The 14,966-nt window shown below is 62.9% G+C and carries 18 protein-coding genes; 11 read left to right on the forward strand and 7 right to left on the reverse strand.

Translation table 11 applies throughout. The annotated features are described in order from the left end of the window. Positions 1-4: 4 nt before the first annotated feature. From F812_RS0105470 to F812_RS0105490, 5 genes are all read right to left on the reverse strand, one after another. Complete coding sequence (locus F812_RS0105470) at positions 5-1,123, reverse strand: S1C family serine protease (RefSeq protein WP_020084952.1); 1,119 nt, start codon at positions 1,121-1,123, stop codon at positions 5-7. Further along, the gene (locus F812_RS0105475; RefSeq protein WP_026867867.1) at positions 1,120-1,611 is read right to left on the reverse strand and encodes a phosphate-starvation-inducible PsiE family protein; all 492 of its coding nucleotides are present in this window, start codon (positions 1,609-1,611) and stop codon (positions 1,120-1,122) included. The genes F812_RS0105470 and F812_RS0105475 overlap by 4 nt, the downstream gene beginning before the upstream one ends. A gap of 115 nt (positions 1,612-1,726) precedes the next feature. Beyond that, a complete protein-coding gene (locus F812_RS0105480) occupies positions 1,727-2,218 on the reverse strand; it encodes an Hsp20/alpha crystallin family protein (RefSeq protein ID WP_020084954.1) in 492 nt (163 codons plus the stop codon). Positions 2,219-2,238: 20 nt separating this feature from the next. Further along, on the reverse strand, positions 2,239-2,553 hold the full coding sequence (locus F812_RS22695; protein WP_020084955.1) for an Hsp20/alpha crystallin family protein: 315 nt from the start codon (positions 2,551-2,553) through the stop codon (positions 2,239-2,241). Between the two features lie 98 nt (positions 2,554-2,651). Continuing rightward, positions 2,652-3,077: an Hsp20/alpha crystallin family protein gene (locus tag F812_RS0105490; protein ID WP_020084956.1), complete on the reverse strand. Its 426-nt coding sequence runs from the start codon at positions 3,075-3,077 to the stop codon at positions 2,652-2,654. 202 nt (positions 3,078-3,279) lie between these two features. Between F812_RS0105490 and F812_RS0105495 the strand changes: the two genes are divergently transcribed. From F812_RS0105495 to F812_RS0105535, 9 genes are all read left to right on the forward strand, one after another. Then, on the forward strand, positions 3,280-3,711 hold the full coding sequence (locus tag F812_RS0105495; RefSeq protein ID WP_020084957.1) for a MarR family winged helix-turn-helix transcriptional regulator: 432 nt from the start codon (positions 3,280-3,282) through the stop codon (positions 3,709-3,711). A 14-nt stretch (positions 3,712-3,725) separates the two neighbouring features. Beyond that, positions 3,726-5,558 (forward strand): ATP-dependent zinc metalloprotease FtsH, encoded by a 1,833-nt coding sequence (ftsH, locus tag F812_RS0105500; protein ID WP_020084958.1) that lies wholly within the window; start codon positions 3,726-3,728, stop codon positions 5,556-5,558. A 63-nt stretch (positions 5,559-5,621) separates the two neighbouring features. After that, the gene (locus F812_RS0105505; RefSeq protein ID WP_020084959.1) at positions 5,622-8,528 is read left to right on the forward strand and encodes an ATP-dependent Clp protease ATP-binding subunit; all 2,907 of its coding nucleotides are present in this window, start codon (positions 5,622-5,624) and stop codon (positions 8,526-8,528) included. 78 nt (positions 8,529-8,606) lie between these two features. Beyond that, complete coding sequence (locus F812_RS0105510; RefSeq protein WP_020084960.1) at positions 8,607-9,746, forward strand: RNA polymerase sigma factor; 1,140 nt, start codon at positions 8,607-8,609, stop codon at positions 9,744-9,746. Continuing rightward, positions 9,743-10,309, forward strand: coding sequence for an NADH dehydrogenase ubiquinone Fe-S protein 4 (locus F812_RS0105515; protein ID WP_020084961.1), 567 nt, complete (start codon positions 9,743-9,745; stop codon positions 10,307-10,309). The genes F812_RS0105510 and F812_RS0105515 overlap by 4 nt, the downstream gene beginning before the upstream one ends. A 102-nt stretch (positions 10,310-10,411) precedes the next feature. Beyond that, a complete protein-coding gene (locus F812_RS0105520; protein WP_245257632.1) occupies positions 10,412-11,098 on the forward strand; it encodes a rhomboid family intramembrane serine protease in 687 nt (228 codons plus the stop codon). Further along, entirely contained in the window at positions 11,089-11,931 is an 843-nt protein-coding gene (locus tag F812_RS0105525) for an SDH family Clp fold serine proteinase (RefSeq protein WP_026867868.1), read from the forward strand. The genes F812_RS0105520 and F812_RS0105525 overlap by 10 nt, the downstream gene beginning before the upstream one ends. Positions 11,932-11,983: 52 nt before the next feature. After that, complete coding sequence (gene trxC / locus F812_RS0105530; RefSeq protein ID WP_026867869.1) at positions 11,984-12,406, forward strand: thioredoxin TrxC; 423 nt, start codon at positions 11,984-11,986, stop codon at positions 12,404-12,406. Positions 12,407-12,454: 48 nt separating this feature from the next. Further along, on the forward strand, positions 12,455-13,600 hold the full coding sequence (locus F812_RS0105535) for a cation:proton antiporter domain-containing protein (RefSeq protein ID WP_020084965.1): 1,146 nt from the start codon (positions 12,455-12,457) through the stop codon (positions 13,598-13,600). 240 nt (positions 13,601-13,840) lie between these two features. Here F812_RS0105535 and F812_RS22700 read toward each other — a convergent pair whose 3' ends face one another. Continuing rightward, on the reverse strand, positions 13,841-14,053 hold the full coding sequence (locus F812_RS22700) for a hypothetical protein (protein ID WP_020084966.1): 213 nt from the start codon (positions 14,051-14,053) through the stop codon (positions 13,841-13,843). Then, complete coding sequence (locus F812_RS22705) at positions 14,050-14,487, reverse strand: peptidoglycan L,D-endopeptidase MepK (RefSeq protein ID WP_020084967.1); 438 nt, start codon at positions 14,485-14,487, stop codon at positions 14,050-14,052. The genes F812_RS22700 and F812_RS22705 overlap by 4 nt, the downstream gene beginning before the upstream one ends. Between F812_RS22705 and F812_RS26420 the strand changes: the two genes are divergently transcribed. Continuing rightward, positions 14,459-14,716 carry a RuvC family protein gene (locus F812_RS26420; RefSeq protein WP_156827277.1) on the forward strand — a complete coding sequence of 86 codons (258 nt, stop codon included), beginning with the start codon at positions 14,459-14,461 and terminating at the stop codon, positions 14,714-14,716. The two genes, F812_RS22705 and F812_RS26420, sit on opposite strands and share 29 nt — an antisense overlap. Positions 14,717-14,763: 47 nt before the next feature. Continuing rightward, positions 14,764-14,955, forward strand: a complete 192-nt coding sequence (locus tag F812_RS27200; RefSeq protein ID WP_342446742.1) for a DUF6362 family protein — start codon at positions 14,764-14,766, stop codon at positions 14,953-14,955. Positions 14,956-14,966: the final 11 nt, after the last annotated feature.

The following is a 14,966-nucleotide window of genomic DNA, read 5'->3' on the forward strand; positions in this document are numbered from 1 at the left end:
GCTCCTATCGCGGTTCGCCAAGTGTGATCCTGAGGCTCTTGTGTTGATCGCCGCGCCGGAGGTGCAATTCAACCTGATCCCCGGGGCGATGCGCTTCGAGCGCCGCGATCAGGTCGGCCGCTTCATCAACTCTAGTCGCTCCAAGGCCGATTATCCGGTCGCCGACTGCAATGAGCCCATCGCCGCTAATGCGGGCTGGCACCAGTCCCGCGCCGGCAGCGGGGCCGTCAGGATCGACTCCGAGGACCAGGACGCCGGAGGTGCCATCCTGCGCGAGCATCGCGTCGACCCTGGGATCGAATAAGATGCCGAGTCGTGGTGGTGCATAGCTACCGCGAGCGATGAGCTGTGGCACCACCCGGTTGACCGTATCGACGGGAACCGCAAAGCCGATTCCCGCACTGCCGCCGGATGGACTGAAAATGGCCGTGTTGACGCCGATCAGACGCCCCGCGCTGTCGATCAGAGGGCCACCGGAATTTCCGGGGTTGATTGCCGCGTCCGTCTGGATCAGGCCCCGTATCGGGAGACTGCCTTCTCCCGGCAATTCGCGGCCGAGAGCCGAGACAATTCCGGTCGTCATCGTCCAGTCCAGGCCAAACGGATTGCCGATGGCGAACACGCTCTGACCGACACGCAACTCGTTGCTGGTGCCGATGGGGATTGGCGGTGGCCGGTCAGAACCTACGCCGATATGCAGGACTGCGAGATCGTGCTCGGGGGCACGCCCCACCAGGCGCGCGGAGAAGGCACGGCCATCAGCCAGCCTGACGACTGCCCGGCTCGCGCCGGCGATAACATGATTGTTCGTCACCACATGACCGAGTTCGTCCCAGACGAATCCTGAACCGTTCCCGCGCGGAACGTCATAGGCATTCCGGGTCCAGGGATCGACTACACGCTCGGCCGTCGTGATGAAGACGACACTGTCTCGAGCGGCGTTGAATACCGTGATGGTGCTTTGTTCAAACGCCGCCAAGTCGCCGCGCGGAGCCACGGCGCGCGGTTCGGCAAACCGACCGAGCACAACGCCCTGAATGATAGGAAAGCTCTGCCACACAATTATGATAAGGAGCGCGGCAGAGGTTGCTGAAACAAGTCGAATGAAAAAGGTTCGGTTCATTGACCGCCATCTGCATTTTCAGTAGGGGGCTGTTCGCGTCGGTCCTGATCGCGCACGAGCCAATGGACAACCCCGAGCGCAAGCGCCGCGCCCGCGAGTGCGGCAATCTTGGATGATTCCGTCTCGCCGAGGTCCAGGATGATGAATTTGCGCGCGATGGCGAGGAGTGCGATCAGTATGATCGTGCGGACCTGGAGGATCCCGAAGCTGCGTTCGGTCGCAACAAGAAGGGAGCGCTTGAACTCGAGCGCGATCACCACGGTGAAGATCATGCCGAACACCACCTGAAAGGTGGCGTAATCGAGAGTGTCGAATGCCCCCAGAACCAGGCGGTTCACGACTTCGCGCATCAGCGCCCAGACCGACGCCACGACGATCGCCGCAATGATGACGCTGAGTACAAAGAGGACAACTTGCTCGAACTTCTCGTAGAGCGTCATAGCCGACCATTGTTCACGGGTCAGCCCGGATCGCTGCAAGTCTTTCATGATTGCCTCTCGAAGGTCGCCCCGGAGAGACAAGCTCCCCGGGGCTTTTCCAGACGGTGCGATATCGCACGGAGCGGAGGGGACGCCGCAAACCGGCGACACCCAATGTGGCAAATCAGCCGTTCTTGACCTCGATGCGCTTGACCTTCGCCTGCGCCTCGGGAGTCTGGGGCAGCTTGATCGTCAGAACCCCGTTCTTGAAGGACGCTTGCGCCTTTTCGCCATCCACACCGGGGGGGAGCGGAATAGTCCGGTAGATCGCGCCGTAGCTGCGCTCGGAGAGGTAGTATCCCTTTTTCTCCTCCTGGCGCTCGATCTTCTTCTCCCCCTTCACAGTCAACATGTCATCGTTGACCGTCACCTCGATGTCCTTCATCTCCATGCCCGGCAGCTCGATGGACACTTCGATCGCCTTATCGGTCTCGACCACGTCGGATTTTGCCTCGCCGTTGCCAAAGGGCCATTCGAAATGACCAACCCGGTTCCAGAAGTTCTCGAACACATGGTTCATTTCGCGCTGGAGCGTCGCGATCGGGTTGTCTTCGCTGCTCTTGGCGTCTGGCGCGCCGTCCTTGCGCGCCCAGGGGATGAGGTCTTTGATCTGCATGATATGGTCTCCTTCGGTTTTCAGGCGCCCTTGACGGCGATCCTCTTCGGCTGTGCTTCGGGGGCTCGGGGGAGCGTCAAAGTGAGGACACCTCCACGCATCTCGGCTTCGATCCGGTCGGGGTCGAAGTCCTCGGAAAGCGTGAAGGCACGCTCGAAATCGCCCTCGCCATATTCGGCATAGGCAAGTTCGAGGTTTTCCGGCCGCACCGGGTCAACCTTGCCGCGGATCGTCAACACACGATTTTCGAGCGTGATTTCGACCGTATCGGCGGCGACCCCAGGCATTTCAAGCATCATGGAGACACCCTGATCGGTCTCGACGATATCGGTCAACGGGCGTTAGATGCGTCCGCCGCCGGTGGTCTCGGGCGAGTCGGTCGGCGTCTTTTCGGCGGCTTGCGTGATGTCGGTGCTCATCGTTCCAGCTCCTCTCAGGCCGCCTTGATCTCGATTTTCTTCGGCTTTTCTTCCTCGGGCCGGGAGATGACGATCCGCAATACACCGTTCGTCATCCTCGCCTCGACCATGTCATCCGAGGCCGCGAACGGCAGGCGGATAGTGCGGGAAAACCTGCCGAAACCGCGTTCGTTGCGGCGCCAGCGCGCACCGTCGGGAACCTCGGGCGCCTTGCGTTCGCCCGACAGCGTCAGGACGTTGTCCTTGACCGAAATCTCAATGTCGCCCGGTTCGATGCCGGGAAGTTCAGCGGTGACGGCGACGGCCTCAGGGCCTTGCCAGACATTCACCGCCGGGAACGCCGCGCGGGACGACGGCCAGAAGCCGCGGTCGAGATCGCGCATCATGGAGCGCATCAGCGCGAAGGGATCGCTGCGGCGCAGATATGTCGGATAGAGCATTGCTGGCCTCCTGCTGCTGATCGATGCCCCCGAACCGGCGGCATGGTCCGAGCGGGCAACGGTGCCGGCCGGATGTGGGTTCGGAGACCGCCTATCAAGATAGGCGGTTCCTTTTATTATGCAAGCATATATGATGCATGCATTGCGCCTTGGATGGAGAGCAGTCTCTCCTGTGTCCCATGCAATCGGAGGAAAGATACCCTTGATCTCTTCGGACATCGCGCTGATCGGGACGACGATCCACCGGGTCGCGCAGCTCATCCAACAGCGGATCGACCAAGACATCCGCGGCAGCGGCCTGACCCGCCTGTCCTGGATCGCGGCAACGCATGTCGAGGATGCGTCCGGGCTGACCATCGGCGATCTGGCCGACCGACTTGAGGTCGGCCCGGCCACTGCGGGCCAGCTCGTCGATCGCATGGTCCGGGGCGGCTGGGTCGAGCGGTCGCCCTCGCCCGACGACAGGCGGGCGCAGATCGTCACGGCAACGTCGAAGGCCCGGGCGATGCTGATGGAACTCGCGCCGCGGCAATCGGCGCTCGAACATGAAATCCTGCAGGATCTGTCGGCGGACGAAAGGCGCGCCCTGCTGGCGCTGCTCGAGCGGATCAGGGCGCGGCTCGGGCGCCAGTGAGAGGGACAAGCGGCATGGAAAAGAAGACCGAATACAACATCTGGTACTGGGTGGTGGCTTTCATAGCCGTGATCTTCATCCAGGATCTGATCGCCGGCTGGCAGAGCGTCGCCCCGATCAGCTACAGCCAGTTCGAGAGCTATCTCGATGATGGCAGGGTCGCCTCGGTCGCGGTCGGGTCAGACACCATCACCGGCACCTTCACCGAACCCGTCGACGGCAAGAGCCAGTTCGTCACCACGGTCGTGGATCCCGCGATCCTGCAGCGGATCGACCGCTCTGGCGTCGAGATCACTGGCGTTCCGCAAAACACTTTTCTCGGCACGCTGATTTCTTGGGTGGCGCCGGCGCTCGCCTTCTTCGGAATCTGGATGCTGCTGTTCCGCAAGTTCGCCGACAAGCAGGGTTTTGGCGGCTTCATGCAGGTCGGCCGCAGCAAGGCCAAGGTCTACATGGAGAAGGAAACCGGCGTCAGCTTTGCCGACGTGGCCGGCGTGGACGAGGCCAAGGCCGAGCTCGAGGAGGTCGTGGAGTTCCTCAGGAACCCCGCCGAATACGGAAAGCTGGGCGCACATATTCCCAAAGGCATATTGCTCGTTGGGCCGCCCGGCACCGGCAAGACGCTGCTGGCGCGCGCGGTGGCGGGTGAGGCGGGCGTGACCTTCTTTTCGATCTCGGGCTCCGAGTTCGTCGAGATGTTCGTGGGCGTCGGCGCCGCACGGGTGCGCGACCTGTTCGAGCAGGCCCGGAAATCCGCGCCGGCGATCATCTTCATCGACGAACTAGACGCTCTTGGGAGGGCGCGCTCCTCCGGCCAGATCGCCGGTGGCCATGATGAGCGTGAGCAGACGCTGAACCAACTTCTGACCGAGCTCGACGGCTTCGACCCTTCTGTGGGCATCGTGCTCCTGGCCGCCACCAACCGGCCCGAGATCCTCGATCCCGCGCTGCTGCGCGCGGGCCGCTTCGACCGGCAGGTGCTGGTGGACAAGCCCGATAGGAAGGGGCGCATCCAGATTCTCGGCGTGCACATGAAGAAGGTGACGCTCGCACCGGACGTGGACGCCGAGAAGGTCGCGGCCCTGACCCCCGGGTTCTCGGGCGCGGACCTCGCCAACCTCGTCAATGAGGCCGCGCTCCTGGCCACGCGCCGCAAGGCTGATGCGGTGACGATGGACGACTTCAACAATGCCGTGGAGCGTATCATCGCGGGGCTGGAGAAGAAGAACCGCGTTCTGAACCCGCGCGAACGCGAGATCGTGGCGCATCACGAGATGGGGCACGCGCTGGTGGCGATGGCTCTGCCCGGCACGGATCCGGTGCACAAGGTCTCGATCATCCCGCGCGGCATCGGCGCGCTCGGCTACACCATCCAGCGCCCGACCGAGGACCGCTTCCTGATGACGCGCGAGGAGCTGGAGAACAAGATCGCCGTCCTCCTCGGCGGGCGCGCGGCCGAGAAGATCGTCTACGACCACCTCTCGACCGGGGCGGCCGACGATCTGGTCAAGGCTACCGATATCGCCCGCGCCATGGTCGCGCGGTACGGGATGGACGAAGACCTCGGGCATGTCAGCTACGACACCGATCGGCCCGGCTTTCTCGGCACCGGCGACCCGTCGTCGTGGCTGAACCGCCGCTTCAGCGACGCCACGGCCGAGCGGATGGACGCGAAGGTGCGCGACATCGTGGATGGCGTGTTCAAGCGCACCCTCGCCCTTCTCGAAACCAATCGGGATCTTCTTGAGCAATCGGCGCAGGATCTCCTGCAACGGGAGACCCTGGACGAGCCCGATCTGGTGGCAATTGGGTCCAAGGTGAAAAGAACGGAAGCCGTCGCTGCGTGACACTGTCACTGGCGCAGATGATCGGCGGACAACCCTGACTGGATAAAGAAACGGAGAAGACGAATGGCAAACGGAGCTTGCGATATTTGCGGTCGCCCGGCGACGGCGCGCGTGCGCGCCTCGGTGAACGGCAGAATTCAGAACATGGAGCTTTGCGACCAGCATTACCGCGAGATGGTGCGCCGGTCGGGCCGCAGCGCATCGCCGCTGGAGTCCCTGTTCGGGCGGCATTCCCTTTTTGACGAGTTCTTCGGCGACAGCGGATTCGGCAGCCTCTTTGGTGACAGCCCGCTGCGGGGCGGCACGCTCGGCTCCATGGGTGACGGCGATGACGATGTCGTCGAGGCCACTTTCGGTGAGGGTGCGCCGCGGCGTGGATCGCGGCGCGGCGGCGGACGCACCATCGCTGACCGGCTGAGCGAACAGGGCAACAAGCTGTTGCAGGATGCCGCACAGAAGGCCGGAGAGTTCGGGCGCAGCGAGGTCGATACCGAACATTTGCTTTTGGCATTGACCTCGTCCGACGTCGTCAAGACGATCCTGGAACAGTTCAAGGTCGATGTGGACGATCTGCGGCGCCAGATCGAGAAGGAAGCGAAGCGTGGAGACGCCAAGACGGAGGGCGAAATCGGCGTAAGCCCTCGCCTGAAGGACGCGCTGAACCGGGCCTTCATCGCCTCGAACGAACTCGGCCATTCCTATGTCGGTCCCGAGCACCTTCTGATCGGACTTGCCGAGGAAGGTGAAGGCCTGGCCGCGGCGATGCTGCGCAAGCTGGGGTTGACGCCGCAGGCGCTGCGTCAGCAGGTGACGAAGGTGGTCGGCAAGGGAGCCGAGGAAGGCCGCGTCGAGACTCCGTCGAACACCCCCGATCTCGACCAGTTCAGCCGTGACCTGACGAAGCTCGCCCGCGATGGCAAGCTCGATCCCGTCATCGGCCGCGCCCGCGAAATCGAGACGACGATCGAAGTGCTGGCCCGCCGGAAAAAGAACAACCCGGTGCTGATCGGCGAGCCCGGCGTGGGCAAGACCGCCATCGTCGAGGGACTTGCACAACGGATCGTCGCGGGCGAAGTGCCCGAGGCGCTGCGCGACAAGCGGCTGGTCGAGCTCAACATCAACTCGATGGTGGCCGGGTCGAAGTATCGCGGCGAGTTCGAGGAGCGAGTCCAGAAGATCCTCAAGGAGATCACCGAGGAGAAGGACAGCCTGATCCTGTTCATCGACGAGATCCACACCATTGTCGGCGCCGGCCAGGGCGGTGGCGAAGGTGGTCTCGACATCGCCAACACCTTCAAGCCGGCGCTGGCGCGGGGCGAGTTGAACCTGATCGGCGCGACAACGCTCAACGAGTACCAGAAATACATCGAGAAGGACGCAGCACTCGAACGCCGCTTCCAGCCGGTCTATGTCGAGGAGCCTACGGTGGCTCAGGTCATCATGATCCTGCGCGGTCTGCGCGACACGCTGGAGGCGCACCACAAGGTGACGATCACCGACGAGGCCATCGTCGCGGCGGCCGAGCTTTCGGACCGCTACATCACTGGCCGCTTCATGCCTGACAAGGCGATCGACCTGATCGATCAGGCCGCCGCACGTGTGAAGATCAGCGCCACAGCGCGCCCCGTGGACGTCCAGGAGCTAGAGGCCGAGGTCGCGCAGATCAAGCGCGAGCAGGACTATGCCGCAGCCCGCAAGCAATTCGACCGGGCAGCGGAATTGAAGAGGGAACTCGAACAGAAGCAGAAGGAGCTTGACGAGCTTCTGGAGATCTGGAAGCGCGACCAGGCTTCGGCGACCGCCGAGGTGCGCGCCGATCATGTCGCGCAGATCGTCTCGAAGATCACCGGCGTTCCTGTCACGGAGCTGACCACCGAGGAGAAGGACAAGCTCCTCAAGCTTGAGGAGAAGCTGCACGAGCGCGTCATCGGTCAGGAAGAAGCGATCCGCGCCGTGGCCGATGCGGTGCGGCTCGCGCGCGCGGGTCTGCGCGAAGGGTCCGGTCCGACTGCGACCTTTCTGTTCCTCGGGCCGACCGGGGTTGGCAAGACGGAATTGGCCAAGACGCTCGCCGAGGTGATCTTCGGCGATCAGGACGCGATGATCCGTATCGACATGTCAGAATATGGAGAGCGCCACTCGGTTGCCCGACTGGTTGGTGCTCCTCCGGGCTACGTTGGATACGACGAAGGCGGGCAACTGACCGAGAAGGTGCGCCGCCGACCCTACTCGGTCGTACTGCTCGATGAAATAGAGAAGGCGCATCCGGATGTCTACAACATCCTGCTTCAGGTGTTCGACGATGGCCGCCTGACCGACGGCAAGGGCCGCGTGGTTGACTTCACCAACACCATCATCATCGCCACCTCCAACCTCGGTTCGGACATCATCCAGCGCAACCTCAAGAAGCGCGGCACCAAGGAGTTCGACGAGGCCAAGCAGAAATCCGAACTGATGGAGGTGTTGCGCGGTCATTTCCGGCCAGAGTTCATCAACCGGATCGACGAGATCATCGTCTTTCATTCGCTGAATCAGTCGGAGATCCGCCAGATCGTCGAGTTGCAGCTCAACCGGGTGAAGCGGACCGCCCTTACCCAGGGCGTCGAACTCGAACTCGATGTGAGCGTCGTGGATCACTTCGGCGCGGTCGGCTTCCGTCCCGAATTCGGTGCCCGCGAGCTACGCCGGCTGATCCGGTCGGAGCTGGAGACCGAGTTGGCTCGCGAACTGCTCTCGGGGCGGATCGAGGATGGCGACAAGGTCCGCGTCGCCTGGTCAGCGGACGAACAGAAGGTCGTGTTCGAAAAGATCGCAAGGGACACCGGTGACGACAGCCCGGACGATCCGGCCCAGGCCGGGATCGACGAGTCCAGCGCAGTTGCCGAAAACAAGGCGGACGCTCCGACGCCCGATGTCCCGGTTGACGCCAATGATAAGGAGCAGTCCAAGGACGATAAGTCTACCGGATGACGTCGTGAAGGACTGGCTGGCGCGATGACGGTCGCGCCGGCTCATTTCGTCAAAAAGCGACAAGCAAGGTCATACGGCATGGAAGTCATCAGAGCATTTCGCAATCTCGACCGGCACGGCCAACAGCGCGCGCCTGAGGTCATCGAGGAAGAGGTGCGGCAACTTGAACCGCATCTTGTACGCTTCCGCGAGGATCTCGTCCGGCTCGAAGTCGTCGCCTCCCAGACGAGCGGCAAGACGCGCATCCAGGTCAGCCTGCGCCTGCAACTGCCCTCGGGCGTGATCGCGGCACAGGAAGAGGGGTTCGAGATCGAGCCTGTCCTGCGCAAGGCCTTTGCCGACCTGCGCCAGCGGGTTGACCGGCATGTGGCGCGCCTCAAGCACGAGTCTGAATACAAGCGTCCCGCCCGCCGGCGCCGGATCGGCGCCCCGCTGCCGTCCGCGCGGGATACGGCGGAAGCGGACCGGCGCCAACTCTTCTTCGACCTGATCGAGGATCATCTCGATACGGTCTACGATACCGTCAGGCGCGAGTTGACCTATCTCGAGTGTAGCGGGTCTGTGCCGGCTGGCTACCTGAGCGTTGGCGATATCGTCGATGCGACGATCCTCAACGGGCTCAACCGCTTCGAGCGGCGGCCGACCGAATTCTCCGTCCGGGACTGGCTGACGCAACTGGCCTTCGAGACCGTCGAGGCCGAGGCGCAGGCTGCGCGCCGCGCGGTGCCCGAGGATGCCGCCTCGATCTACGAAGCGCCCGAGGCGCCTGGCGGAGAGCCTACCGAGTCTGATGAGGAGATGTTCGAGTTCTACCAGCCCGACGACGTGCTGCTGCTTGAGGAACTCGTCGCCGACGACGGTGTGGACGACCCCGAAACGGCGGTCGCTAAACGGCAGGACGCGCTGTTCTTGCATCGAGCGATCGCCGGTCTTCCGGCGCTATGGCGCAGGGTCCTGTTTCTTGTCGACCTGAACGACACCCCGCTTGAGAAAGCCTCTTCGGTTCTCGGCATTCCTGAAGACGACGTGACCCGGATCGTCCAGTCGGCTCGCAATTATCTTAGCGATAAACTGCGTGACTCAGGTCAGTCTTCCAATACCGCTCATGCGCTTTTTGAAAGTGCTCACCAGAGGAAGGTGCGAATTCCACAGCCCCTGCGGGATCGCGCCCGGCTGGAACGCGCTTTTCTGGGGGATAGCCGAGGGGAAGCACCATGATGCGCGGTCACAATCGTCCACCCGTTCCGCCGAAGATACCCGGGACCAACATGAGATCATGGGACGTTCCGACGGCGATCATCTACCGGCCGGCACGTTCCGCGATGACATCGGCGCCGCGGCCCAACTACTGGATACTGGAATTCGAGCCGTCGCGCCCGCCCCACATCGAGCCGCTGATGGGATATACCTCCAGCGACGATCCCTATCGTCCGATCCGGCTGAAATTTCCCGACCGCGAAAGCGCCGTGGAATTCGCGGAGCGGCAGGACTGGCGCTATTTCGTGCGTGAGGACGTGGCTCACCGGCATGCGCCTGACCGCTGGCGGGGAGAGGAGCGGCATCGCCTCTACAAGGGAGCCGACGCCCCGAACGCCTTTCGCATACCGTCACGCCTGGATCGGGGTCGCACGGACCACCGACGCCGGCGCGCAGTCGATCAGGTGGACCTGTCGTCGCAAGAACAGGCGGAATTCGATCCAGTTATCGAAGCCAGTCTGGAATCCTTCCCGGCCTCCGATCCCCCAGCCTGGACGGGCGTGACGATCGCCGGGAAAAAATAATGAACGGAATGGCCAGCGCGAGCGAGGATCTGCCGCTTGTTTCCCTACCTTGACAGTGTCGCGCGCCGCTACCCGCCCGTCATCGTATGGGCGGTCATCGGCATGAACGTCCTCGCCTTTCTCTATCAGACCAGCCTGCCGCCGCGCGTGCTGGACTGGTTCCTGTTCGAGTTTGCGCTGGTGCCCTCGCGCTTCTTCGGACAGCTGAGCCTCGTCGCCCCGTCCGACTGGACCCCATTCCTGACCAATATCTTTCTGCACGGCGGCTGGCTGCACCTCATCTTGAACATGTGGACGCTCTGGATCTTCGGCCCCGCCGTCGAAGATCGGCTTGGACCGGGTAGATTCACGCTGTTCTATCTGTTCTGTGGTGTGGCGGCCGGACTGGCTCACGCGCTGGCGAACCCCGACTCAGTCGTTCCCGCGCTTGGCGCGTCGGGGGCGATCGCGGGCGTGATCGGTTGCTACGCACGCATGTTTCCGGCGGCTCGGCTGGTGGTGATCGTGCCGATTCTGTTCATTCCCCTCTTCTTCGAAGTGCGCGCGGTCATTTTCGCGATGATCTGGTTTTTCATGCAGGTCATTCCCGGCTTTCTGTCGCTCGGCAGCGATCAGGCCACGGGCGGGATCGCCTGGTGGGCGCATATCGGCGGGTTTCTCGCCGGTTGGCTTGTAACGCCACTCCTGCGAAGGCGCGCCGATGCCTATCGCCACTATTATCGCGACGAGGGCATCTATGGCTTTCTGCCGGATGGCCGACGGGAAGGAGGACAAGGTCCATGGACATAATGCAGCTGTTCTGGCTGTTCTTCATCATTTCGGCGCTGCAGCCGGTTCTGCAGCGCCGATATCTTGAGGCGATGCGCACACGTAAGATAGCCAACATCGAGAAGAAGCGCGGCAGTCGCGTCATTCTGCTGATTCATCGGCAGGAGACTATGAACCTGCTGGGTTTTCCCCTGATGCGCTACATCGACGTCAACGACTCCGAAGAAGTCCTGCGCGCGATCCAGATGACCGACGATGAAGTGCCGCTCGACATCGTGCTGCACACACCGGGCGGCCTTGTGCTGGCGGCAACCCAGATCGCTCGGGCCATTCAGGGCCACAAGGGCAAGGTCACCGTGTTCGTGCCGCATTACGCGATGTCGGGCGGCACGTTAATCGCGCTTGCTGCCGACGAGATCGTGATGTGCGAGCATTCCGTGCTGGGACCCGTCGATCCGCAACTTGGCCAGTTGCCTGCTGCCTCGCTCATCAAGGTCGTCGAGGAGAAACCCATCGCCGAGATCGACGACCAGACCCTGATCATGGCCGATGTCGGTCGCAAGGCCATTGCGCAGATCGAGGCATTCGCGAAACGTCTGCTGTCCGACAAGATGGACGAGAACCGCGCGGCGTCCGTGGCGGCGAAGCTGGCGACGGGCACCTGGACCCACGACTACCCCATCTCTGCCGATGAGGCCCGCGACATGGGCCTGCCCGTTGGAACGGACATGCCCAAGGAAATACTGGAGCTGATGACGCTCTATCCGCAGCCGGTTCGGCGCCAGGGCGGTGGCGTGGAATACCTGCCAGAGCCGCGGCAGCGAGAGGTGCGCCGCGCCATGTCCACGCGCTGAATGCTTGCATCAGCCGGCCGCCAAGACCGGCTCGTCAACGAAAGGATACAGGATGCCCACGGTCGCTTGCCCGCAGTGCAATTCCACCAACAGGGTGCCGCAAGAGCGCCTGACCGATAATCCCAATTGCGGACGCTGCGGCGCGCCTCTCTTTCACGGCAGGCCCGTCACGCTTACAGCGGCTAATTTTGACCGTCATGCGAATGCCGAACTGCCATTGCTGGTCGATTTCTGGGCCGAGTGGTGCGGGCCATGCAAGATGATGGCACCCCAATTCGAGGCGGCGGCGCAGTCGCTCGAACCAAATTTCCGCCTTGGTAAGCTCGATACGGAAGCCGAACAGAAGATCGCCGGCCGCCACGGGATCCGCGGCATTCCCACCATGATCCTGTTCAGTAGCGGGAAGGAAATTGCGAGAACGAGCGGTGCAATGCCTGCCGCGCAGATAGCGCAGTGGGCGCGCTCGCACGTCTAGAGCTTACAGGTATTGGCCTTACCTGCGCCATGCCATCAGGAGAAGAACATGCATGGCGTGACCGGATTTGTCGAAAGTGCGGCCTTGTTGGTCTTTGCCGCGTTCGTGCTCGTGACGATATGTTCACGGATCGGCGTGCCCAGCATTGTCGGTTACATTCTTTCCGGCATAGTCATCGGACCTGCCGGCCTCGGCCTGATTGCCGAGAACGCTGCCCTGAGCAGCATTGGCGAGATCGGAGTTGTACTCCTGCTGTTCGCTCTTGGCCTGGAATTCTCGTTCGAGAAGCTCGTAACGCTCAGGAAGCATGTTTTCGGTCTTGGAGCCGTGCAGGTTGCAGTCACAACGATAACGGTGTCGTTGGTAGCGAGTCTGATCTTCGATCTCGCGCCCGTCCCCGCAATCCTCATCGGCGGGGCCGTTGCCATGTCATCCACAGCCATGTGCCTCAAGGTGCTCGCAAGCACGAACGCTCTGGGATCGGCCCAAGGACGTCTGGCCATTGCAGTGCTTCTGTTTCAAGACTTGGCAGCTGTCGCATTCCTGCTTCTGCACGATTCGATGAGTGGAGCCGCCGAAGGGTATGGCGTGATAACGGTCGTCGCCAGTGCAATGGCATTGGTTGCAGCTCTGTTCATTGCCCGTGGCCCGTTGCAGGTGCTTGCCCGTTGGGTAGCGTCGCGTGGCGATCCGGAACTTGCCCAGCTCCTCGCGCTCACCATTGCACTAGGGTCTGCGATTGTCGCGGCCTCCGCCGGTCTTTCTCCGGCACTCGCCGCATTCGCGGCCGGCATGATTATTGGCGAGGGTGATGCGCGCCATGCTGTCGAGAACGAGATTAGGCCCTTCCGCGATTTGTTTGTCGGGATTTTCTTTGTCGGCATCGGGACGCAATTGCCACTATGGACTATTCCATCTGCATGGCCTGTCGTGCTGATCTGGCTCGCAATTATTTTCGCGGGAAAGACGCTGATTGTCTTGGTCGTCGCCCGATCATTCGGCGAGTCGCTCCAGACCTCGTGGCGAACTGGGATGATTCTGGCCCACGGAGGAGAATTCAGCCTGATGCTGCTATCGGTTTCTTCGGCATCGGGCATTGTCGCCGACGAGTTCGCGGGCCCCCTCCTTCTCGCGATTGGAGTTAGCATGCTGGCCGGGAGTGTCACGGTCAGATGGGCGGGGCTAAAGGTTTAGAAGGGTCAACATCAAGATAACCATATTTCTCAGATTACTAAGAGCACGCCCGCGACTGGTCGCGCATCACGGCGTAGTCGGTCAGCATTTCCGCGAGCGCCGATCCCTGTGGCAGCAACGCCAGCTCCTCGGCCGCCCGCGCCTGGAACTCCCTGCTGTACTCGACCGAGGGCGGACAGACGGTAGCCGTGCGAGGTTCAGAAGTGGCCGTCGCGCAGGCGGTCAGCGAGATCGCTGCGATTACGAAGGACGGCGAGCTGCCGCGTCGAGCATCTGGCGTTGGATGTCATTGAACTTCTCCGAGGTTTCGAGGCGTTCGGCGAGGCGTCCCGCTCGCCCGGAGCGCCGGAGTGAGAGCAGGAACAGGAACACGGCGAGTGCGATGGCGCCGTAGCGCAGGGCCGCCCGCATCCACGGGGCGGCGGCGATCCCGGTGAACAGAGCGGCGATCATCGACGCCCCCGTTTCCAGTCGTCGATGCGGGCGTAGATCGCCACGGCAAGGCCCGCGATCGCCACGGCGATGAACACCCAGCGCAAGGTGTCGAGATAGGGGACGAGCGGCAGGATCGCGGTCTGTGTCTCCGTCAGAACGCTCTGCGCCACCTCGACACCCGCTGCGCCCAGCGTGGCCACGCCAGCTGCGCCGCTGCCCTTCATCGTTCGGCTGTCTGCCAGGACCTCCCGCACGGGCGACGTTTCCGCGGCGAACGCCGTCGCCCGCACCGGGAACCGCTCGCCCCATTGCCGAGCCGGCCCGAGATCGATGTGCATGAAGCCCGAGCGCGGATAGTAGCCGAAGCCGAGGAAGCCGACGGCTCGGGCGGCAGCCTCGAAAGCCACCGGATCGTGATTCGCCATGGCGATGTCAAAGGCCGTGCCGTCCATGTGCTTCGAGCGTGGCGCGCCGCCGACGGCCCGGTTATGCGCCGGACTGCGGTATCAGGGCGTTCCTGTCGGCACCATCAAACGCTTCGCCACGGGCAAGGGCAACGCCGGCAAGGAAGCCGTGCTCGCCGCGATGCGCCAGCGCGGGTTCCAACCCGCCGACGACAACGAGGCCGACGCGATCGCGATCCTGCTTTGGGCGATGGAGACCCGGGGAGGTGTGCTGTGAGGTGGACGCCGAGCCTCGTCGAGGAACGTCTCGCGGAAGCGGCCTTCGTGCTCAAGCGCCTGCCCGAACCCCGGCGGCAGGGATATTTCAGCGTCTGGCCGGAGATCCTTCACAGCTTCGCCGACAAGGTCGGACAGGAGCCGATGCGCGTCATCCCGTCAGGGCAGCCTGAACCGGCCCGACTTCGTTATTCTACCCGATGGCAGTGTAGGACTATTTGCCCGCCCCGCGTTCGATGAGCAGCACGAAG

This window comes from Hyphomicrobium zavarzinii ATCC 27496 (assembly GCF_000383415.1).
Classification (GTDB): domain Bacteria; phylum Pseudomonadota; class Alphaproteobacteria; order Rhizobiales; family Hyphomicrobiaceae; genus Hyphomicrobium_C; species Hyphomicrobium_C zavarzinii.